Source organism: Cupriavidus alkaliphilus (genome assembly GCF_900094595.1).
GTDB classification, from domain to species: Bacteria; Pseudomonadota; Gammaproteobacteria; order Burkholderiales; family Burkholderiaceae; genus Cupriavidus; species Cupriavidus alkaliphilus.
Genome location: NZ_FMAD01000002.1, coordinates 622,276 through 642,214 on the forward strand (window position 1 = coordinate 622,276; position 19,939 = coordinate 642,214).

At 68.1% G+C, this 19,939-nt stretch carries 19 protein-coding genes and 1 tRNA gene; 10 read left to right on the forward strand and 10 right to left on the reverse strand.

Annotated elements, in window-relative coordinates; all coding sequences use genetic code 11:
• Positions 1-4: 4 nt before the first annotated feature.
• The 4 genes from GA0116996_RS06365 to GA0116996_RS06380 all read right to left on the reverse strand — a co-directional run bounded on the left by GA0116996_RS06365 (position 5) and on the right by GA0116996_RS06380 (position 4,821).
• Positions 5-925 carry an ABC transporter permease gene (locus GA0116996_RS06365; protein WP_062797452.1) on the reverse strand — a complete coding sequence of 307 codons (921 nt, stop codon included), beginning with the start codon at positions 923-925 and terminating at the stop codon, positions 5-7.
• Between the two features lie 18 nt (positions 926-943).
• Positions 944-2,053: an ABC transporter permease gene (locus GA0116996_RS06370; protein WP_092308286.1), complete on the reverse strand. Its 1,110-nt coding sequence runs from the start codon at positions 2,051-2,053 to the stop codon at positions 944-946.
• Complete coding sequence (locus GA0116996_RS06375; protein WP_092308288.1) at positions 2,046-3,608, reverse strand: ABC transporter ATP-binding protein; 1,563 nt, start codon at positions 3,606-3,608, stop codon at positions 2,046-2,048. The genes GA0116996_RS06370 and GA0116996_RS06375 overlap by 8 nt, the downstream gene beginning before the upstream one ends.
• A gap of 295 nt (positions 3,609-3,903) precedes the next feature.
• On the reverse strand, positions 3,904-4,821 hold the full coding sequence (locus GA0116996_RS06380) for a pirin family protein (RefSeq protein WP_092308289.1): 918 nt from the start codon (positions 4,819-4,821) through the stop codon (positions 3,904-3,906).
• Positions 4,822-5,495: 674 nt separating this feature from the next.
• On the opposite strand from GA0116996_RS06380, the gene GA0116996_RS06385 reads away from it, so the two are divergent.
• Genes GA0116996_RS06385 through GA0116996_RS06405 form a run of 5 tightly spaced genes read left to right on the forward strand, consistent with a single transcriptional unit; the run spans position 5,496 to position 9,435 of the window.
• Positions 5,496-6,212, forward strand: a complete 717-nt coding sequence (locus tag GA0116996_RS06385) for an ABC transporter permease (RefSeq protein ID WP_092308291.1) — start codon at positions 5,496-5,498, stop codon at positions 6,210-6,212.
• Between the two features lie 28 nt (positions 6,213-6,240).
• Positions 6,241-7,176: a glycine betaine ABC transporter substrate-binding protein gene (locus tag GA0116996_RS06390; protein ID WP_092308422.1), complete on the forward strand. Its 936-nt coding sequence runs from the start codon at positions 6,241-6,243 to the stop codon at positions 7,174-7,176.
• A 10-nt stretch (positions 7,177-7,186) separates the two neighbouring features.
• A complete protein-coding gene (locus tag GA0116996_RS06395) occupies positions 7,187-7,837 on the forward strand; it encodes an ABC transporter permease (protein WP_012352190.1) in 651 nt (216 codons plus the stop codon).
• Positions 7,834-9,009, forward strand: coding sequence for an osmoprotectant ABC transporter ATP-binding protein OsmV (locus tag GA0116996_RS06400; RefSeq protein ID WP_092308293.1), 1,176 nt, complete (start codon positions 7,834-7,836; stop codon positions 9,007-9,009). Before GA0116996_RS06395 ends, GA0116996_RS06400 begins: the two co-directional genes overlap by 4 nt.
• Positions 9,010-9,063: 54 nt before the next feature.
• Complete coding sequence (locus tag GA0116996_RS06405) at positions 9,064-9,435, forward strand: hypothetical protein (protein WP_092308295.1); 372 nt, start codon at positions 9,064-9,066, stop codon at positions 9,433-9,435.
• A gap of 43 nt (positions 9,436-9,478) precedes the next feature.
• Here the strand turns inward: GA0116996_RS06405 and GA0116996_RS06410 are convergent.
• Positions 9,479-9,568, reverse strand: a tRNA-Ser gene (locus GA0116996_RS06410).
• 288 nt (positions 9,569-9,856) lie between these two features.
• Here GA0116996_RS06410 and GA0116996_RS06415 point away from each other — a divergent pair.
• Complete coding sequence (locus GA0116996_RS06415) at positions 9,857-10,366, forward strand: outer membrane lipoprotein (RefSeq protein ID WP_092308297.1); 510 nt, start codon at positions 9,857-9,859, stop codon at positions 10,364-10,366.
• An 81-nt stretch (positions 10,367-10,447) separates the two neighbouring features.
• On the opposite strand, the gene hemW is transcribed toward GA0116996_RS06415, so the two are convergent.
• From hemW to GA0116996_RS06440, 5 genes are all read right to left on the reverse strand, one after another.
• Positions 10,448-11,680: a radical SAM family heme chaperone HemW gene (gene hemW, locus GA0116996_RS06420; protein ID WP_092308299.1), complete on the reverse strand. Its 1,233-nt coding sequence runs from the start codon at positions 11,678-11,680 to the stop codon at positions 10,448-10,450.
• Entirely contained in the window at positions 11,677-12,294 is a 618-nt protein-coding gene (gene rdgB, locus GA0116996_RS06425) for an RdgB/HAM1 family non-canonical purine NTP pyrophosphatase (protein ID WP_092308301.1), read from the reverse strand. The genes hemW and rdgB overlap by 4 nt, the downstream gene beginning before the upstream one ends.
• 15 nt (positions 12,295-12,309) lie before the next feature.
• Positions 12,310-13,029 (reverse strand): ribonuclease PH, encoded by a 720-nt coding sequence (gene rph, locus GA0116996_RS06430; RefSeq protein WP_092308303.1) that lies wholly within the window; start codon positions 13,027-13,029, stop codon positions 12,310-12,312.
• A gap of 103 nt (positions 13,030-13,132) precedes the next feature.
• On the reverse strand, positions 13,133-14,047 hold the full coding sequence (locus tag GA0116996_RS06435; protein ID WP_092308305.1) for a PP2C family protein-serine/threonine phosphatase: 915 nt from the start codon (positions 14,045-14,047) through the stop codon (positions 13,133-13,135).
• 73 nt (positions 14,048-14,120) lie between these two features.
• Entirely contained in the window at positions 14,121-15,173 is a 1,053-nt protein-coding gene (locus GA0116996_RS06440; protein WP_092308307.1) for a serine/threonine protein kinase, read from the reverse strand.
• A 212-nt stretch (positions 15,174-15,385) separates the two neighbouring features.
• On the opposite strand from GA0116996_RS06440, the gene GA0116996_RS06445 reads away from it, so the two are divergent.
• The 4 genes from GA0116996_RS06445 (at position 15,386) to GA0116996_RS06460 (ending at position 19,930) form a co-directional block, all read left to right on the forward strand.
• Positions 15,386-16,321 carry a YicC/YloC family endoribonuclease gene (locus tag GA0116996_RS06445; RefSeq protein WP_092308308.1) on the forward strand — a complete coding sequence of 312 codons (936 nt, stop codon included), beginning with the start codon at positions 15,386-15,388 and terminating at the stop codon, positions 16,319-16,321.
• Between the two features lie 18 nt (positions 16,322-16,339).
• On the forward strand, positions 16,340-17,014 hold the full coding sequence (gene gmk / locus GA0116996_RS06450; RefSeq protein ID WP_092308310.1) for a guanylate kinase: 675 nt from the start codon (positions 16,340-16,342) through the stop codon (positions 17,012-17,014).
• A 92-nt stretch (positions 17,015-17,106) separates the two neighbouring features.
• Positions 17,107-17,310, forward strand: coding sequence for a DNA-directed RNA polymerase subunit omega (gene rpoZ / locus GA0116996_RS06455; protein ID WP_006578656.1), 204 nt, complete (start codon positions 17,107-17,109; stop codon positions 17,308-17,310).
• 205 nt (positions 17,311-17,515) lie between these two features.
• The gene (locus GA0116996_RS06460) at positions 17,516-19,930 is read left to right on the forward strand and encodes a RelA/SpoT family protein (RefSeq protein WP_092308311.1); all 2,415 of its coding nucleotides are present in this window, start codon (positions 17,516-17,518) and stop codon (positions 19,928-19,930) included.
• Positions 19,931-19,939 lie beyond the last annotated feature (9 nt).

Genomic DNA, 19,939 nt, shown 5'->3' on the forward strand with positions numbered 1-19,939 from the left:
GCGATCAGGCGTTGCCGGGGCGGAACGGCTTGCCCAGCGACGCCGGCATGTTCAGGCGTATCCACGCCGGATTGCGCGAGATCAGCGCCAGCACCACGATGGTGGCGGCGTAGGGCAGCATCGACAGGAACTGCGACGGCACCGACACGCCCACGCCTTGCAGGTAGAACTGCAGGATGGTCACGGCGCCGAACAGCCACGCGCCCACCAGCACGCGGCCCGGGCGCCAGGTGGCAAAGGTGGTCAGCGCCAGCGCGATCCAGCCGCGGCCCGCCACCAGGTTCTCGACCCACATCGGGGTATAGACCAGCGACAGGTAGGCGCCCGCCAGCCCGCAGCAGGCGCCGCCGAACAGCAGCGCGCCGAAGCGGATGGTGCGCACAGGGTAGCCCAGCGCGTGCGCGGATTCGGGCGATTCGCCGATCGCGCGCAGCGTCAGCCCGGCGCGCGTGCGGAACAGGAACCACATGATGGCGAAGCACAGCAGCAGGCTGAAATACACCATCCAGTGATGCTGGAAGAACGCCGGACCGACGAAGGGCAGGTCGGCCAGTCCCGGCACGGCCTTGGCCTGCGCCGGCATGGCGTAGCCGACGAAGCGCTGGCCCATGAAGGCCGACAGGCCGGTGCCGAAGATCGACAGCGCCAGCCCGGTGGCGACCTGGTTGGTGGCCAGCACCAGCGCCAGCCACGAGAACAGCGTGGCCATCAGCATGCCGGCCAGGGCGCCGGCGGCAAAGCCGAGCAGCGGCGACTGGGTCTGGTAGCCGACCATGAAGCCGGCCACGGCGGCGACCAGCATCATGCCTTCGGCGCCCAGGTTGAGCACGCCCGAGCGTTCGTTGATCAGCAGGCCCAGCGCCGCCAGCAGCAGCGGCGTGCCGGCGTTGATGGCGGTGGCGATGAGGGGGGCGAGTTGTTCCATGTTCTTGGTGTGCTCCGCTCAGGCCGTGGTGGCGCGCCAGCGCAGGCGGTTGTCGATCAGCGTGTCGCACGCCAGCAGGAAGAACAGCAGCATGCCCTGGAACACCCAGCCGATGGCCGAAGGCAGGCCCAGCCGCGACTGCGCCATCTCGCCGCCGATATAGAACAGCGACATCATGATGCCGCCGAACACGGTGCCGACCGGATGCAGCCGGCCGATAAAGGCGACGATGATGGCGGTGAAGCCATAGCCCGGCGAGATCGACGGCAGCAGTTGCCCGATCGGCCCGACCACTTCGAACGCGCCCGCCAGGCCGGCGGTGGCGCCGGAGATCAGCAACGCGCTCCACAGCGCGCTGCGCGCCGAGAAACCCGCATAGCGCGCCGCCGCCGGCGCGGTGCCGCCGACCTGCAGCCGGTAGCCGGCGAAGCTGCGGAACACGAACACCGTCATCACCGCCACCAGCACCAGCATCACCACAAAGCCGGCGTGCAGCCGCGAGCCCGACATCAGGTTGGGCAGCAGGTATTCGGACGAGAACACCTTCGATTGCGGGAAGTTCATGCCGTTGGGATCCTTCAGCGGCCCGTTGACCACCCACAGCAGCAGCTGCTGCGCGATATAGGTCAGCATCAGCGAGACCAGGATCTCGTTGGCGTTGAAGCGGTCCTTGAGCAGCGCGGTGAGCGACGCCCACGCCATGCCGCCGGCGATGCCGGCCAGCGACGCCAGCACCAGCACCACGGTGCCGTTCATCGCTTGTCCCGGCACATCGAAATACAGTACGGCCGCGCCGGCGCAGATGCCGCCGGCAATCAGCTGGCCGTCGGCGCCGATATTCCACACGTTGGCGCGGTAGCACACCGACAGGCCCAGCGCGCACAGCACCAGCGGCACGGTCTTGAGCAGCACCTCGCCGATTGCGCGCTTGTCGCGCAGCGGATCGGCCAGGAACACCTTGAGCGCGGCCACGGGATCCTTGCCGAGCGCGAGGAACAGCAGTGCCCCGAACAGCAGCGTCAGCGCCAGCGCCAGCACCGGCGAAGCGTAGGCCATCGCGCGCGAGGGCATGCCGCGCGGCGCCAGCGTGAGGGGGGAACGGGGCATCAGGGTACGCACATCAGCCATGGCTTGCCACCTCCGTGCCGGCATGGGCCTGGGCCGGGCCGCCTTCCCACAAGCCGCTCATCCACAGCCCGACCTGCTCGCGCGTGGCGGTCTCGGTCGCCACCGATGGCGACAGCCGGCCCTTGGCGATCACGTGCAGCCGGTCGCAGATCGCGAACAGCTCGTCGAGCTCTTCCGACACCACCAGGATGGCGCAGCCGGTGGCCTTCAGCGCCAGGATCTCGTTGTGGATCTGCGCCGCGGCGCCGACGTCCACACCCCAGGTGGGTTGCGCCACGATCAGCACCTTCGGGCCGCTTTCGATTTCGCGGCCGACAATGAACTTCTGCAGGTTGCCGCCCGACAGGCTGCGCGCCAGCGCCTGCGGCCCGCTGGCCTTGACGCGGAAGCGGCCGATCACCGCCGACGCCAGCCCGCTGGCGGCACCGGGGGAGATCATGCCTTGCCGGACATAGGGCGGGGTCTGGTGCGACAACAGGATATTGGTGGCCAGGCTCATGCCCGGCACCGCGCCGCGGCCCAGGCGCTCTTCCGGAACGAAGGCCAGTCCGGCGCGGCGGCGCTGGCGCGCATCGAGGCGGCCCGCCGGCTTGCCAGCCAGCTGCACCGAGGTGGCGTCGGCGCGCGTGTCCTCGCCGGACAGCGCGGCCAGCAACTCCTGCTGGCCGTTGCCCGAGACTCCGGCGATGCCGACGATCTCGCCCGCGTGGACATCGAGCGAAACCTGGCTCAGCTCGGTCCCGAACGCGTGTGCGCGCGGCAGCGACAGGCCCTGCACGCTCAGCCGCACCGGGCCGCGCTGCGCGGCCACGCGCGGCTCGCGCGGCGGCTCGCCGCCGATCATCAGGCGCGACAGCGACGCCGCGGTTTCCTGGCGCGGATCGCACACGCCAGTGACCTTGCCCATGCGCATCACGGTGGCGTGATGGCACAGCGCGCGGATCTCGTCGAGCTTGTGGCTGATGTAGAGGATGCTGGTGCCTTCGGCGGCCAGCTGGCGCAGCGTGACGAACAGCGTTTCCACCGCCTGCGGCGTCAGCACCGAGGTGGGCTCGTCCAGGATCAGCAGTTGCGGGCTGGCCAGCAGCGCGCGCACGATCTCGACGCGCTGGCGCTCGCCAACCGACAGCGTGTGCACATGGCGGTTCGGTTCCAGCGGCAGGCCGTAGCGTTCGGCGGTGGCGCGGATGCGCTCGGCCAGCTGCTTCATGTTGCCCTGCTGCGCGGCCGGCAGGCCCAACGCGATGTTCTCCGTCACGGTCAGCGTGTCGAACAGCGAGAAATGCTGGAACACCATGGCGATGCCCAGGTTGCGGGCGTCGTGCGGGCTGCCGATACTGACCGGCGCCCCGTTGAAGTGCATCTCGCCGGCATCCGGACGGACGGCGCCGAAAATGATCTTCATCAGGGTGGACTTGCCGGCGCCGTTTTCACCCAGCACGGCATGGATCTCGCCGGGTGCAACGCTGAGGCTGACGTCGTCGTTGGCGACGACGCCCGGGTAACGCTTGCTGATATGGGCCAGCGCCAGCCGGGGAGGGAGTTGTGATGTCACTGAGGCGGCTCGGGTTGTTGTTGTGGCAGCAACGGGGATGCGGCAAAGCGCGGCAGTGCGTGGCGCAGCATCGCCGCGACGCATTGCAGCATTCATCATGGGTTCGTGATGCCGGATATTGGTGACGAATTATATAAGTGCGCGGGGTCCGGAAGGCCCGAATCGGGCCGGTGTCCAGTCTGTGCAACGGTTGCGGGGTGGTTGCAAGTCGCATGCCGGCGGCAGCACGAAAAAAACCGCCGCCTCCTTGCCGGAGGCGGCGGTCTTGTGACGCTGCAAGCAAACCGTACGCGGATTACGCGCCCGTAGCAGTCGCGAACCTCCCATCCCGGAAATCCGCCAGGGTCTGGTAGATCTGCTCCTGCGTGTTCATCACGAACGGGCCGTATTGCGCGATCGGCTCGTTCAGCGGGCGGCCGGCGATCAGCAGGAAGCGCGCGTCGGCCTCGGCCCTGACGATGACACCGTCCGCCTGGCCGGCGTTGTCCAGCACGCCCATGCGCTGCGCCTCGACCACGGCGCGGTCATCGCCCGCGCCGACCGAGACTTCGCCCCGGTACACGTAAATAAAGGCGTTGTGCCCGGCCGGCAGCGCCTGCGCGAAGTCCTGGCCGGCCGGCAGCTCAACGTCCAGGTAGACCGGCTCGGTCACCGGACGCGTGATCGCGCCCGCCACGCCATGGCTGGCACCGGCCAGCACGCGCACCGTGGCGCCATGCTCCAGCGCCACCGTCGGAATCTCGGCGGCGGGCAGGTCGCGGTACCAAGGCGCCGTCATCTTGTCGGCGGCCGGCAGGTTCAGCCACAGCTGGAAGCCTTCCATGCGACCGTCTTCCTGCTCGGGCATTTCCGAGTGGACCACGCCCGCGCCCGCCACCATCCACTGCGCGCCGCCGTTCTGCAGCAGTCCCTCGTTGCCGGCGCTGTCGCGATGACGCATGCGCCCGGCCAGCATGTAGGTGATGGTCTCGAAGCCGCGGTGCGGGTGATCGGGGAAGCCGCCGATGTAGTCGTCCTTGCTGTCGGTGCCGAAGGCATCGAGCATCAGGAACGGGTCCAGCCGGCGCTGGAGGTTCTGCGTCAGCACGCGCGTCAGCTTGACGCCGGCGCCATCCGCGGTGGCGATGCCGCGCACCACGCGGTCGACGGTGCGCGAGCGCTGCACGCTTTCCGCGGCGGTGGCCGGAACGGTGGCGATGCTACGGGTATCCATGTCTTGCTCCTGTGGGGCGGTCCGGCGCGGCGATGGCCGGCCGGTCCGGCGTTTCAGCTACCTCGTCAATTTAGTGGTTTGGCGGGGAAAGAGTAGAGGGCGCACGGGCAACAGATTGTTCTGTTAGTGCATCAAATCCCGCCACTCGCTAAGCCGTTTTCGGAACGATCGCGGCGCCGCATGTGCCGCGTCCGGGGCCTCACGCAAGAGCCGGATAAAGGCCGGAAATCGCTGCCAGATCGCCTCCGCGAAGGCCAAAGATGACAAGATCGATGAAGATCGCTATAATAGCGCTCTCTTTGTCATCCGTTGATGCGAGAAGCAGGGTGGGGAAAGTCCCGCCAGCCCTTGCCAGTCAACGGCCGATGGACCGGCGGCGCGTCGGAAAACTTCAATACTTGCGCTGCCACTGGCCAACCGCTCGCGATGTGCTTGCACCGCCGGTTGCGCCGCTTCAGGGACCGCCGCCAACACGGCATCCCGTCAATCGAGATTCCCCGCCCACGGCGGACGAATCCACAGACCGTCCGCCGGCAATCGTGCCGGTCATGGCGGCAATGCAATCTGAACCGGGACTGGTGGCGCCCTACCTCCGCACGCACCAGCCCATATTGTTTTCCGTCGCCGGAAAGTGGCGTGCTGCGCGCTTTTTTTGGCCCGGAGAAGGGGAGAGTATGTCAAAGCAACCGGCACGGGCGCTGGCCTGGGCAGGACTGACGCTTGCCGCGCTGGCCGCACTGGTGGCGTGGATCGGCGTCGATGTGATTCGCCAGTACCAGGAGCGCCTGCTCTACGACGTCGCCGACCACTTGCGGCTGGTGGTGCTGTCGATGGCGCTGGCGCTGGCCACCGGCATCCCGGCGGGCGTCGCGCTGAGCCGCCCGTGCATGCGGCGCTGGGCCGACCGGCTGATGCAGGTCTTCAACGTCGGCAACACCGTGCCGTCGCTGGCGGTGCTGGCCCTGGCGCTGGCCGTGCTCGGCATCGGCGAGCGGCCCGCCATCCTGGCGCTGTGGCTGGCCTCGCTGCTGCCTATCGTGCGCAACACCTACGAGGGTCTGCGCAATGTCTCGCCCACGCTGCTCGAAGCGGCGCGCGGCATCGGCATGACCCCGGCCCAGCGCCTGGTGCGGGTGGAGCTGCCCAACGCGCTGCCGGTGATGCTGGCCGGCATCCGCATCGCGCTGGTGATCAACGTGGGCACGGTGCCGCTGTCATTCCTGATCGGCGCCAACAGCCTGGGCGAGCTGATCTTCCCGGGCATCTACCTGAACAACCAGCCGCTGCTGCTGCTGGGCGCCGCCGCCACCGCGCTGCTGGCGCTGGCGCTCGATGCACTGTTTGCCGCCGCCGGCCAGCTGTACCTGCGCCGCCGCGGCCTGGCGCGCTGAACTGGGGGACACCGAAATGGAAAAGCAGATGCAATACATCCGCCGCCGTGCGCGCCGGGTCGTGCTGTTGGTGGCTGCGGTCACCGCTTTCGCCGCCGGCCTGGCGCTGGCCACCGCGCCCGAGGCTCGCGCCGCGGGTGCCGCCATCCGCGTGGGCGGCAAGAACTTCACCGAACAGCTGCTGCTGTCGTCGATGACCACCCGGTACCTGCGTGCCAAGGGCTTCGATGCCGAGCTGACCGCCGGCCTGGGCAGCACGCTGATGCGCCAGGCCATGGAGAACGACCAGCTCGACGTGGTGTGGGACTACACCGGCACCGCGCTGATCGTGTTCAACAAGGTCGAGGAGAAGCTGGACGCCCAGGCAAGCTATGCGCGCGTCAAGCAGATGGACGGCGCGCGCGGACTGGTGTGGCTGGATGCCTCGGGCATCAACAACACCTATGCGCTGGCGATGCCGAAGGAGCGCGCGGCCGCCAGCGGCGCGACCACGCTGTCGGCCTTTGCCGAGCAGATGCGCAAGGCCGGCGCCGACGCCAGCCATCCGTTCGCCGTCGACATGGAATTCGCCGCGCGCCCGGACGGGCTGGAGCCGCTCAAGGCGCTGTACCAGCTGCCGTTCTCGCGCCGCGACGTGATCCAGCTCGATCCGGGCCTGGTCTACACCGCGCTGAAGAACAACCAGGTGGAACTGGGGCTGGTGTACGCCACCGACGGCCGCGTCAAGGGCTTCGACCTGGTGCTGCTCGAGGACGACCAGCACTTCTTCCCGCCGTACAACGCGGCGCCGGTGGTGCGCAAGCCCGTGCTCGACCGGCATCCGGAACTGGCGGGCCTGCTCAACGCGCTCGCGGCCAAGCTCGACAACCAGAGCATGACCGACATGAACTACAAGGTGGACATCGGCCAGCAGCCGGTGGACAAGGTGGCGGAGGACTTCCTGCGCGGCCACGGACTGATCTGAGGAGGGCCGCATGGACTTGTTCGCATACCTGCAACACAGCTGGCCCACGCTGCTGAAGCTGACCGGCGAGCACCTCGCGCTGGTGGGCTCGGCGGTAGGGCTGGCGATCCTGATCGGGGTGCCGCTGGGCATCCTGATCACGCGCTTCCGCGCGCTGGCGACGCCGCTGCTGGCGCTGGCGACGATCGTGCTGACGCTGCCGTCGATCGCGCTGTTCGGGCTGATGATCCCGATCTTCGCGCGCTTCGGCCATGCGCTCGGCTACGTGCCGGCGGTGACGGCGGTGTTCCTGTACTCGCTGCTGCCGATCATGCGCAACACCTATACCGCACTGGCCAATGTCGACCCCGGCATCCAGGAGGCCGGCCGCGGCATCGGCATGACCACCTGGCAACGGATGCGGCTGGTGGACCTGCCGCTGGCGGTGCCGGTGATCCTGGGCGGCGTGCGCACCGCCGTGGTGATGAATATCGGGGTTGCCACCATTGCCGCCATCATCGGCGCGGGTGGCCTTGGGGTGCTGATCCTGCAGGCGATCAGCCAGAGCAACATGAGCAAGCTGGCCGTGGGCGCGGTCCTGGTCAGCCTGCTCGCCATCGTGGCGGACGCTTTCCTGCAGTGGTTGCAGCGGGCGCTGACGCCGAAAGGAATCCGGCTATGATCGAACTCGACCAACTCACCAAGTCTTTCCCGCAGAAAGACGGCACCGAGACGCGCGCCGTCGACGCCGTGTCGCTGACGGTGCCACGCGGCGAGATCTGCGTCTTCCTGGGCCCCTCGGGCTGCGGCAAGACCACCACGCTGAAGATGATCAACCGGCTGATCGAGCCGACCTCGGGCACGGTGCGCATCGAGGGCGAGGACACGCGCGGCCTCGACGGCGTGACCCTGCGCCGCAAGATCGGCTACGTGATCCAGCAGATCGGCCTGTTCCCCAACATGACCATCGAAGAGAACATCATGGTGGTGCCGCGCCTGCTGGGCTGGGACAAAAAGCAGTGCCGCGAACGCGCGCGCGAGCTGATGGCGATGGTGCAGCTGGACCCCAGCCGGCTGCTGTCGCGCTATCCGCGCGAGCTGTCCGGCGGCCAGCAGCAGCGCATCGGCGTGATCCGCGCGCTGGCGGCCGACGCGCCGCTGCTGCTGATGGACGAGCCCTTCGGCGCGGTCGACCCGATCAACCGCGAGAGCATCCAGAACGAATTCCTGCAGATGCAGCGCCAGCTCGGCAAGACCGTGATCATGGTCTCGCACGATATCGACGAAGCGATCAAGCTGGCCGACAAGGTCGCGGTGTTCCGCCGCGGCAAGCTGGTGCAGTTCGACCACCCCGACGCGCTGCTGGCGCACCCGGCCGATGAGTTCGTGCAGGCCTTCGTCGGCCACGACAACACGCTCAAGCGCCTGTTGCTGGTGCGCGCCGGCGATGCCGCCACCATGCCGCCGAGCTGCCGCCCCGGCATGCCGCTGGCCGAGGCGCTGGGCGTGATGGACGACGCCGACGTGCGCCACCTGCCGGTGGTGGACGACGCGCAGGTGGCGCTGGGCTACGTCACGCGCCGCGACGCGCGTTCGGGCCAGGGCACATGCAGCGACGTGATGCGCCCGTTCGCCGCCACCGCGGCGTTCGACGAGCACCTGCGCATCGTGCTGTCGCGCATGTACCAGCACAACACCAGCTGGCTGCCGGTGATGGGCGCCGACGGCGCTTACCTGGGCGAGGTCACGCAGGAATCGATCGCCGGCTACCTGAGCTCGGGCCGCTCGCGCGGCCAGGCCGGCGCGCCGGCGACCCCGGACGCACCCGCCGCGCCGCTGCGCGCGGCCGCCTGATCGGGCAACCGACTCCGTACGCCACGAGCGGGGCCGGCGCGCTATGCTAAAGGCATGCTCCGCTACTGCCGCTCGCCCCTGTGCCTGGTCATCGAAACCCGCTGGCTGATCCCGCGCGGGTTTGACGGCTTCACGCCCGGCCCGCTGATCCTGCTGCGCCCCGGCGCAACCCAGGCGCTGATCGAGCACGAGAAGGTCCACGTGCGCCAGTTCTGGCGCAGCTGGGGCCTGATGGGCGTGCTCTACCTGGCCAGCCGGCGCTGGCGCCTGCGCTATGAGGTCGAGGCCTACCGCGAGCAGCTGCGGCACAGCCCTCCGGGCGCCGCCCGCGGGCTGGCGCGCGTGCTGGCCACCAAGTACCGGCTAGGGATTTCCGAGGCCGAGGCCTACCGTTTGCTGAAACGGGGGATCGACGACGCCGAATGAAAAACGGCCCGCGCCAGTGGCTGGTGCGGGCCGTTTTCTTGTCTGGCGGAAGCGGTGAGATTCGAACTCACGGATGGGTCACCCCATCGGCAGTTTTCAAGACTGCTGCCTTAAACCACTCGGCCACGCTTCCGGAAAAGTGCGGGCATTGTAGCGCGAAAGGGCGGGGCCTCCGGCGCATTGCCGCATGCAGACGCAACGGTCTGGCCGCGCATTATACAAGGCCCGCGCGCCCCGATGGGGACTTGCGCCGCGGGCACGGGCGCAGGCGTAAATTTCCTGCCACATCTTCTGCTGCGCTGTCGGGCTCTGTCTGACATGGCGGAACCTTCATATCGCGCCATCGCTCATATTGTCGTACCGGGCACTGCGGTGTGTGCCGCATCCCCGGCTTTCGCCTGGCAACAGAGGAGAACTCAAAATGCGAATCCCTAGCAAGACATGGCTGATCGTTCCGGTGGCCGCGGCGGCTGCGCTGGCCGGTTGTGCGGCGCCGTACGGCAGCGGCTACGACCAGGGCTACAACACGGGCTACAACGCGCCGCCCCCGGGCTACCAGACCCCCCACACCTCGCAGGCACCGGCCGGCGCGGTCTACTACGGCCGCGTGGAATCGATCGAGCCGATCACCACCACGCAAGGCAGCTCGGGCCTGCTCGGCACCGTGATCGGCGGCGCCGCGGGCGGCCTGCTGGGCCACCAGATCGGTGGCGGGCGCGGCCAGACCGCGGCGACCATCGGCGGTGCCGTGGTCGGCGCCGTGGCCGGCAACCAGATCGAGAAGCGCGCTGGCAGCAATACGCAGACGGTCTATCGCGTGAACGTGCGGCTCGATGACGGACGCCTCGCCACGGTGACGCAGTCGAACCTGGGCAGCCTGCAAGTGGGCATGCGCGCGCGCGTGGCCAATGACATGGCCACGCCGTACTGACCTGCCAGCCTGACGTTTGCCAGAAGTGAAAGGCCACGCGCTAGCGTGGCTTTTTTTTAACGCTGCCGGCGTGCGGGCCGTTCAGTCCTTCAGGAACATCTCCTGCAGGTCGTTGAGGAAGCGGCGGCCCAGCTCGGTGGGGCGGATCGTGGTCAGGTCGGCTTCCAGCAGGCCTTTTTTCTCGGCTTCGGCCAGCTGCTTGCTGATGGTGTGCAGCGGCAGCCCGGTGTAGTCGTGGAAGCTCGAGGCCGGCACGCCGTCGGTCAGGCGCAGCGCATTGAGCATGAACTCGAACGGCAGTTCGTCGGCGCCGACGTCGCGCGCTTCCTGCACCGCGTTGCCGGCCATGGCCTGCGCCATGTAGGTTGCCGGATGCTTGTGCCGCATCTGGCGCAGCACGCGCTGCGGGAACGACAGCTTGCCGTGCGCGCCGGCGCCGATGCCAAGGTAGTCGCCGAAGCGCCAGTAGTTGAGGTTGTGGCGCGCCTCGCGATGCGGCTTCGCATAGGCCGAGGTCTCGTAGTGCCGATAGCCCGCCGCGGCCGTGCGCGCTTCGATCCAGTCCTGCATCTCGTATGCCATGTCGTCGTCGGGCAACGCCGGCGGAAACTTCGCGAACAGCGTGTTCGGCTCCAGCGTCAGGTGGTACAGCGACAGGTGCGTGGTGCCGTACGCCAGTGCGGCTTCGACGTCCGCCTGGCATTCCTGCAGGGTCTGGCCGGGCAGGGCGTACATCAGGTCCAGGTTGATGTTGTCGAAGCTGGCCTGGGCGATGTCGATGGCGCGGCGCGCTTCGGCGCCGCCGTGGATGCGGCCCAGTGCCTGCAGGTGCCGGTCATTGAAGCTCTGGATGCCGATCGACAGCCGGTTGATGCCGCTGGCGCGGTAGCTGGCGAACTTGTCGGCTTCAAAGGTGCCGGGATTGGCCTCCATCGTGATCTCGGCGTCGGCGTCGAGCGGCAGCAGGGCGCGGATATCCGACAGCAGCCGGTCCATGCCCGCCGCCGACAGCAGGCTGGGGGTGCCGCCGCCGATGAAGACGGTATGCACCGGGCGGCCCCATACCAGCGGCAACGACTGCTCCAGGTCGGCGCGCAGCGCGTCCAGGTAGAGGTCTTCCGGGATCTCGTGGTTGTCTGCGCCGGGCGCGGCGTGCGAGTTGAAATCGCAATACGGACACTTGCGCACGCACCACGGGACATGCACGTACAGCGACAGCGGCGGCGAACCGGGCAGGCTGATCTGCCCGGGCTTGAGCCACAGCTGCTTGCTGTCCACGGGCACGGACGCGGCGGCCGGTACGATCGGAATCATCGGGTGGCAGGCTCCGCGGCCTCGGCCTGCAGCCGGGCCACCAGGGCGCGCAGCGCCTGGGCTCGGTGGCTGACGCGGTTCTTCTCTTCCGGCGGCAGCTCGGCCGCGGTCTTGCCCAGCGCCGGCAGCAGGAAGTGCGGGTCGTAGCCGAAGCCGCCTGCGCCGCGCGGCGCGTCGACGACCTCGCCATGCCACACCCCTTCGGCGATGATCGGGCACGGGTCATCGGCGTGGCGCACGAACACCAGCACGCAGTAGTAGTACGCGTGCCGGTTCAGCTTGCCGGCCAGCTGCGAGACCAGGTAGGCGTTGTTGGCCGTATCCGACTTGGCCTGCCCCGCCATCTGCGCATAGCGCGCGGAATAGACCCCGGGCGCGCCGCCCAGCGCCTGCACGCAGATGCCGGAGTCGTCGGCCAGCGCCGGCAGGCCGGCAAGCCGGCTGGCATGGCGGGCCTTGGTCAGCGCGTTCTCGACGAAGGTGGCGAAGGGCTCTTCGGCCTCGGGGATGCCGAGCTCGCCCTGGGTCACCACGTCAAAGCCGAGCGGGGCCAGCAGCGCGCCGAATTCGCGCAGCTTGCCGGGATTGTTGGAGGCCAGTACCAGGCGTTGCATCGCGGGCTCCGTGGCTCAGGCCAAGCCCAGCGCTTCGCGCTGGAGCTGCACCAGCCGGGCGATGCCGGCTTCGGCCAGGCGCGTCATGGCATCGAGGTCGGCGCGGCTGAAGGGCGCGCCTTCGGCGGTGCCCTGCACCTCGACAAAGCCGCCGCTGCCGGTCATGACCACGTTCATGTCGGTGTCGCAGTTGCTGTCCTCGGCGTAGTCGAGGTCCAGCACCGGCACGCCGTCGACCATGCCGACCGAGACCGCGGCGACATGGTCGCGGATCGGGCTGGCGGCGATCAGGCCGTCGCGCAGCATGGTCGTGACCGCGTCATGGGCGGCGACAAAGGCGCCGGTGATGGCCGCGGTGCGGGTGCCGCCGTCGGCCTGCAGCACGTCGCAGTCGAGGTGGAGGGTGTATTCGCCAAGCGCCGCCAGGTCGAACACCGAGCGCATGGCGCGGCCGATCAGGCGCTGGATTTCCTGGGTGCGGCCGGTCTGCTTGCCACGCGCGGCCTCGCGGTCGGAACGCGTATGCGTGGCGCGCGGCAGCATGCCGTATTCGGCCGTGACCCAGCCTTCGCCGCTGCCCTTCTTGTGCGGCGGCACCTTGGCCAGCACGCTGGCGGTGCACAGCACCTTGGTATCCCCAAAGGCGCACAGGACCGAGCCTTCGGCGTGGCGGGTGTAGTGGCGGGTAAGGCTGATGGAACGCAGCGCATCGGCTGCGCGGCCGCTGGGTCGCATGAGATGGTTTGTCCGCAAGGGGTAGAAGGGAAGAGACCGCGATTCTACCGCTGCCGGCCGGTGCGCGCTGGCGCGCCGCCCCGGCCGGCGCTTGCGGGTGCCATCACCGCATCAGGTTGCTGGTCTTGTCGATGGCGGCGCGGATCTCGGCGATGGAGCGCTCGATTTCCTCCTCGGACAGCAGGTCGCTCTCGGTGCCGTTGCGTTCGAGGATCGAGGTGGTGAAGGCATTGAGCGGCAGGGTGTCGGTCATCACCGCATCCTGGCCGGCGGTGTTGTTGTCCAGCTCCCACATCATGGCGATGCCGGTGGTGTTGTCGGCACCTTCGCCGGCCTGCTGCAGCGCCTGGTCGATCAGCGCCGGCACCGCCTGCACCACCGACAAGCGCGACAACTTGTCCACCAGCACCGGCTCGTCCAGCGGGCCCCACAGGCCGTCGGAGCAGAGCAGGGCGACGTCGCCCGGTTCCAGCCGCACCGGCCCGCCCAGGTCGATCAGCGGCAGGTTGGGTGAGCCCAGGCAGTTGTAGAGCTTGTTGCGCTCGGGGTGGTTGGCCACCTCCATCGGCAGCACGCGCTCCTGCTGCAGCAGGTTTTCGATCTTGGAGTGGTCGCGCGTGCGCGTCAGCAGCCGCCCCTTGCGCAGCAGGTAATAGCGCGAATCGCCGGCGTGGGCCCAGTGGATCTGGCCGTGCTGCACCAGGCAGCAGACCACCGTGGTGCGCGGCACGTCGGCCATCTGGTTGGCTTCGGCGTAGCGGTGGATCTCGCGGTGCGCCAGCATGATGGTGTCCTGCAGGAACTCGGCCGGGTTGCGCACCGCGGGCCGCGCCTGCAGCTGGAACTGGCGCGCCAGCGTCTGCAGCGCCTGCTGCGCGGCGACCTCGCCGTGGGCGTGGCCGCCCAGGCCGTCGGCCAGCACCATCAGCAGCGCGTCGCGCGTGAAGCAATAGCCCATGCGGTCCTGGTTGATGCGGCGGCCGCCTTTCCTGCTTTCCTGGTAGACAGAGAATCGCATGTTGGCTGGTTGGCTTTCTTGGGGTTCGATGGCCCGGCAGCGCGCGCGGAGGCGCTGCGGCCGGGTTTGTGATTCAGTCGACGCCTGCGCCCGGTGCCGGCTCGTCACGCCGGCGCAGCAGTGTCAGAAAGCGCGAGGTCGCGGGCGCTTTTTCCGGCGGCATGGGGGCGGGTGCCGGCGCCTGGGTCGTGGGCGCCAGCGCCTGCTCGCCCAGCGCGTTGGTCTGCTCGCGCAATTCCTTCTGCAGCCGGAATACGCTCTGCGGGCGGCCCGAGGGCTCCAGCCGCAGGCACCACTCGACCAGGTCGACCAGGCCGTTGGTGTAGCTGCTGCGCAGCCGCATCAGCGCCTCGCCCATGCGGTCGTCCTTCTCGCGCTGGTTGGCTTCCTGCGGCGGCAGTCCAGCCATGCATGCGTAGAGCGTCGCGCCCAGGCTGTAGATGTCGGTCCACGGGCCCAGGTCAGTGTGCTTGCCGTACAGTTCCGGCGCGGCAAAGCCGGGCGTGTACATCGGCTGGAAGCGCGCCGCCTCCATGGTCAGGGTCTGCCGCGCGGCGCCGAAATCCAGCAGGATCGGCGACTCGTCCTCGCGCAGGTAGATGTTGCCGGGCTTGATGTCCAGGTGCAGCAGCTTGTGGATATGCACTTCGCGCAGCCCGCTCATCAGGTCGTGGAAGACCTTGCGGATGAAATGCTCGCGCAGCACCTTGGCGCGCCCCTGCTGCCGGGCCGCCAGCACATGCTCCTGCAGCGTCTTGCCCAGCTCGTAGTTCATCACCATGTAGACGGTGGCGTTCTCGCGGAAGAAGTTCACCACGCGCACCACGCTGGGATGGGAAATGCGGGCCAGCGAGCGGCCCTCTTCGAAGAAGTACTTCAGGCCCAGCCGGAACGCCGCGGCGTTTTCCTCGGGCACCACGGGGATCAGTTCGCCGGGGTTGCGCCGCGCCAGCGACGACGGCAGGTACTCCTTGATGGCGACCGGCGCGCCGGTTTCGTCGGTGGCCAGGTAGACGAAACTGAACCCCCCGCTGGCCAACTTCTTTACAATACGATAGTTGGACAGCAGCGTGCCGACGGGCAGCGGTGCACTCTTCGGTTGTGGCGTGCCCTTTGGCTCTGTCATGGGAATAGGACCGGAGTTGCCCCCGCGGATTTGCCTCCGGATTGTCCGGGCTAATCGGTCACTTGTAAAGAACACAAATACGGGCGTTATTGCCCGCCTTTCAACGTTTTGAGGGCGCCCCCACAGGCTGTGCCGCGCGGCTGCCGGGCGGGTGTCCGCCGGCAGGCCGCGGCCGCTTCGGGTCGGCGCGGCGCCATTCACGAGAACAACCAATGATCCACAGCATGACAGGCTACGGCCTGGCGACGCGCCAGGCGCCATTGACCAACGCGCAGGGCGAGCCCAGCGGGCGCACCGCGTCCGTTTCGGTGGAATTCCGCACTGTCAATTCGCGTTTCCTCGACCTGTTGTTCCGGGCCCCCGAGGAGTGCCGCGCCTTCGAGCCGGCGTTGCGCGAGATGCTGATGGCCGAGCTGTCGCGCGGCAAGCTGGAATGCCGCATCAACCTGCAGCGCACCGATGCGGGCGGCGCCACGCTGGCGCTGAACGACGGGCTGCTGGCGCAGATCCGCGCACTCGAAACCACCGTGGCTGCCACCTTCAGCAGCGCCGGCACCCTGCGCATGGGCGAGATCCTGCGCTGGCCCGGTGTGCTGGTCGAGCCGGAGCTGTCGCAGGAGGCGCTGCGCGAGGCCGTGCTCGGCGCCGCGCGCGAGGCGCTGGCCCAGTTGCTGGAAGCGCGCCGGCGCGAGGGCGACGCGCTCAAGGCCACGCTGACGGAGCGCATCGACGCCATGCTGGCGATCGTCGAACGCCTGACCCCGACCATCCCGCAGCTGATCGCGCATCACCAGGAAAAGCTGACCGAGCGCCTGCAGGAAGCCTTCAACCTGGCCGCGCCCAACGGCATGCCGTCGATGAGCCGCGACGAGATCGCCGAGCGCATCCGCCAGGAAGCCACCGTTTACGGCATCCGCATCGATATCGCCGAAGAATTGTCGCGGCTGCAGGCGCACCTGAACGAAACGCGCCATATCCTGAAGAAGGGCGGCCAGGTGGGCAAGCGCCTGGACTTCATGATGCAGGAGCTCAACCGCGAGGCCAACACGCTGGGCTCCAAGGCCGCCGCCAAGGAGCTGGCCGATGCCTCGATGGAGCTCAAGCTGCTGATCGAGCAGATGCGCGAGCAGGTCCAGAATCTAGAGTAAGACAGTCACAGAATCATCATGAGCCAAACCTCTCCATCGGCCACCCGCACGGCCCCCCACAAGGCCATCGACACCGTCTATCCCGGCAACCTCTTCATGGTCGTTGCACCGTCGGGCGCGGGCAAGTCGACGCTGGTCAACGCGCTGCTGGCGCAAGACCCGGCCATCCGCCTGTCGATCTCGCACACCACGCGCGCGCCACGCCCGGGCGAAGAAGACGGGCGCGAGTACCACTTCGTCACCGTCGATGCCTTCCGCGCCGCGCGCGACCGCGGCGACTTCCTGGAATGGGCCGAGGTGCACGGCAACTACTACGCGACCTCGCGCGTGTGGATCGAGCAGCAGATGGCGCAAGGCAACGACGTGCTGCTGGAGATCGACTGGCAGGGCGCGCAGCAGGTGCACCAGCGCTTTTCCAACGCGGTGGAGATCTTCATCCTGCCGCCGTCGCTGACCGCGCTGGAAGAGCGCCTGAAGAAGCGCGGCCAGGACGAGCCCAACGTGATCGTGCGCCGCCTGCTGGCGGCGGGCAGCGAGATGTCGCATGCGTCGGAGTCGGACTACGTCATCATCAACGAGGTCTTCGACGATGCGCTGGAAGAGCTGCGCAACGTTGTTCGGGCTACCCGTCTGCGCTTTTCGTCGCAAAAGGCACGGCACGCGGAGCTGTTCATCGAGCTCGGCATCCACTGAGCCGAGGCACGCGAGCGCAGGCGCCGCCGGCGTTTTCCGCCGCGTGCTGTAAAATAGCAACCCAACAGGTTTTGTCCCAAGGTGGATTTGATATGGCGCGTATTACCGTCGAAGATTGTCTGAAACACATCCCGAATCGCTTCGAGCTCGCCCTGGCGGCCACGTACCGTGCGCGCCAGCTGGTGCAGGGCCACACGCCCAAGGTCGAAGCCAAGGACAAGCCGACCGTGGTGGCACTGCGCGAGATCGCGTCGGGCCAGGTCGGCATCGAGATGCTGAAAAAGGTCCCGACCTGATCGACCAGGCGGCCCATGGCTCATCCCTGCATCGTGCCAGCACTGTTCCAGGCTCTCCAGCCGGATTCCCCGGGCCGCCGCCATGCCATCGCCGCATCCGCCCTCCAAGCCTCCATCCCAGCCGTCGCCGACCGCCGTCGTGCCGGCGCCTGGCGATGCAGCCCCGCCCGCGGCGCGTAAGCGCACCATTCCGGGCCAGTCTTCCGTGAACGCGCGCACCGGCGCTCCCAATCTTCCCGATCCGCTCGGCGACGATGTCGTCGGCGAGCGCGCCGTCGCGCCCGCGCTGGCACCGGGCAAGGCGCGCGGCGCGGCGGTGCAGGATGAACTGGCCGCGGCGCAGCAAGTGGCGCCGCCGGCAGCCGACAGCCTGTTTATCGATGCAGTGCTGGCGCAGTCATACCGGCACTTCTTCGGCCCGACCTCGCAGCCGGCGGTGCCGCCGCGCCAGCAAGTCATCTCCATCACCCGGCTGATGGAGAAGCTCGCGTACCTGAAGGCGCCCGACCTGGCGCGCGTACGCGAGGCCTTCCAGTTTTCCGACGAGGCCCACCTGGGCCAGTACCGCCAGAGCGGCGAGCCCTACATCACCCATCCGGTGGCGGTGGCCGAGCTGTGTGCGGACTGGAAGCTGGACGTGCAGTCCATCATGGCGGCGCTGCTGCACGACGTGATGGAAGACCAGGGCATCACCAAGAGCGAGCTGGCCGAGAAATTCGGCCCCAAGGTCGCCGAACTGGTCGATGGCCTGACCAAGCTGGACAAGCTCGAATTCCAGAGCCGCGAGCAGGCGCAGGCGGAGAGTTTTCGCAAGATGCTGCTGGCGATGGCGCGCGACGTGCGCGTGATCCTGGTGAAGCTGGCCGACCGTACGCACAACATGCGCACGCTCGACTTCGTGCCGCCGGAGAAGCGCCGCCGCATCGCGCTCGAGACCATGGAGATCTATGCGCCGATCGCGCACCGTCTCGGTCTCAACACGATCTACCGCGAGCTGCAGGAACTGTCGTTCAAGGTCGGCTCGCCGTTCCGCTACGCCACGCTCGAAAAAGCCGTCAAGGCCGCGCGCGGCAACCGGCGCGAGGTGGTCAAGCGCATTCTCGAGGCCGCGCAGAAGGGACTCGCCGATGCCGGCATCGTGGCCGAACTGTCCGGCCGCGAGAAAACGCTGTACAGCATCTATCGCAAGATGCACGACAAGCAGCTGTCGTTTTCGCAGGTGCTGGACGTGTACGGTTTCCGCGTGGTGGTGGAAACGCAGATGCACTGCTACATGGCGATGGGCGCGCTGCATGGCCTGTACAAGCCGATGCCCGGCAAGTTCAAGGACTACATCGCGATCCCCAAGATCAACGGCTACCAGTCGCTGCACACCACGCTGGTCGGTCCGTTCGGCACGCCGGTGGAGTTCCAGATCCGCACGCGCGACATGCACCAGATCGCCGAGGCTGGCGTGGCCGCGCACTGGATGTACAAGCACCAGGCCGACCACGCCAACGATATCCAGCAGCAGGCGCACCAGTGGCTGCAGTCATTGCTCGATATCCAGAGCCAGACCGGCGATTCGCAGGAATTCCTCGAGCACGTCAAGATCGACCTGTTCCCCGACGCGGTCTACGTGTTCACGCCCAAGGGCCATATCCGCGCGCTGCCGCGCGGCGCCACCGCGCTGGACTTTGCCTACGCGGTGCACAGCGACCTGGGCAACCAGTGCGTCGCGGTCAAGATCAACAACGAGATGCTGCCGCTGCGCACCGAGCTCAAGAGCGGCGACATCGTCGAGGTGGTGACCGCCCCTTACTCCAAGCCCAACCCCGCCTGGCTGTCGTTCGTGCGCACCGGCAAGGCGCGCGCGGCGATCCGCCACTACCTGAAGACCACCAAGCTGGACGAGGCGATCCAGCTCGGCGAGCGCCTGCTGGAGCAGTCGGCGCGCCAGCTCGGCATCGAACTGAAGGCGGTGCCGCAGTCGGTGTGGGACCGCATGATCCAGTGGACCGGCAACAAGCAGCGCGAAGACATCTTCGCCGACCTGGCGCTGGGCCGGCGCGTGCCGGCGGTGGTGGCCAAGCGCATGGAGATCCTGCTGCAGGAGCTGTCCGGCGACGTCGACAGCGCGCTGCTGGCGGCGGTGCAGACCTTTGCCGGCGAGGAAGCGCCCGCGGTGCCGATCACCGGCGACGAGGGCATGTCGATGATCTTCTCGGCATGCTGCCGCCCGATCCCCGGCGATTCGATCGTCGGCTACCTGGGCAAGGGCGAAGGGCTGCAGATCCACGTGCAGGACTGCAAGATCGCCAAGCGCCTGCACAGCAAGGATCCCGAGCACTGGATCGACGTGATGTGGGCCAAGAAGACCACGCGCGCCTTCGATGTGTCGATCAAGGTGATGGTGCGCAACGTCAAGGGCATCGTCGCGCGCGTGGCGGCGGACCTGACCGCGGCCGACGCCAACGTTGCCCACGTGGCGATGGAGCAGCAGGACGCCGGCCAGCAGGAAGCCACCTACATGCAGTTCATCATCCAGGTGCAGAACCGCCTGCACCTGGCCAACGTGATGCGCGGGCTGCGCCGCAACCCCGACGTCATCCGCATCTTCCGCGACCGCAACGATAATTGAGGCGCCGGC

What these genes read in the sequence shown, in the direction of transcription:
- GA0116996_RS06365 (WP_062797452.1), bottom strand. Translation starts at nt 925, where the DNA reads ATGGAACAACTCGCCCCCCTCATCGCCACCGCCATCAACGCCGGCACG.
- GA0116996_RS06370 (WP_092308286.1), bottom strand. Translation starts at nt 2,053, where the DNA reads ATGGCTGATGTGCGTACCCTGATGCCCCGTTCCCCCCTCACGCTGGCG.
- GA0116996_RS06380 (WP_092308289.1), bottom strand. Translation starts at nt 4,821, where the DNA reads ATGGATACCCGTAGCATCGCCACCGTTCCGGCCACCGCCGCGGAAAGC.
- GA0116996_RS06385 (WP_092308291.1), top strand. Translation starts at nt 5,496, where the DNA reads ATGTCAAAGCAACCGGCACGGGCGCTGGCCTGGGCAGGACTGACGCTT.
- GA0116996_RS06390 (WP_092308422.1), top strand. Translation starts at nt 6,241, where the DNA reads ATGCAATACATCCGCCGCCGTGCGCGCCGGGTCGTGCTGTTGGTGGCT.
- GA0116996_RS06395 (WP_012352190.1), top strand. Translation starts at nt 7,187, where the DNA reads ATGGACTTGTTCGCATACCTGCAACACAGCTGGCCCACGCTGCTGAAG.
- GA0116996_RS06400 (WP_092308293.1), top strand. Translation starts at nt 7,834, where the DNA reads ATGATCGAACTCGACCAACTCACCAAGTCTTTCCCGCAGAAAGACGGC.
- GA0116996_RS06405 (WP_092308295.1), top strand. Translation starts at nt 9,064, where the DNA reads ATGCTCCGCTACTGCCGCTCGCCCCTGTGCCTGGTCATCGAAACCCGC.
- GA0116996_RS06415 (WP_092308297.1), top strand. Translation starts at nt 9,857, where the DNA reads ATGCGAATCCCTAGCAAGACATGGCTGATCGTTCCGGTGGCCGCGGCG.
- hemW (WP_092308299.1), bottom strand. Translation starts at nt 11,680, where the DNA reads ATGATTCCGATCGTACCGGCCGCCGCGTCCGTGCCCGTGGACAGCAAG.
- rdgB (WP_092308301.1), bottom strand. Translation starts at nt 12,294, where the DNA reads ATGCAACGCCTGGTACTGGCCTCCAACAATCCCGGCAAGCTGCGCGAA.
- rph (WP_092308303.1), bottom strand. Translation starts at nt 13,029, where the DNA reads ATGCGACCCAGCGGCCGCGCAGCCGATGCGCTGCGTTCCATCAGCCTT.
- GA0116996_RS06435 (WP_092308305.1), bottom strand. Translation starts at nt 14,047, where the DNA reads ATGCGATTCTCTGTCTACCAGGAAAGCAGGAAAGGCGGCCGCCGCATC.
- GA0116996_RS06440 (WP_092308307.1), bottom strand. Translation starts at nt 15,173, where the DNA reads ATGACAGAGCCAAAGGGCACGCCACAACCGAAGAGTGCACCGCTGCCC.
- GA0116996_RS06445 (WP_092308308.1), top strand. Translation starts at nt 15,386, where the DNA reads ATGATCCACAGCATGACAGGCTACGGCCTGGCGACGCGCCAGGCGCCA.
- gmk (WP_092308310.1), top strand. Translation starts at nt 16,340, where the DNA reads ATGAGCCAAACCTCTCCATCGGCCACCCGCACGGCCCCCCACAAGGCC.
- rpoZ (WP_006578656.1), top strand. Translation starts at nt 17,107, where the DNA reads ATGGCGCGTATTACCGTCGAAGATTGTCTGAAACACATCCCGAATCGC.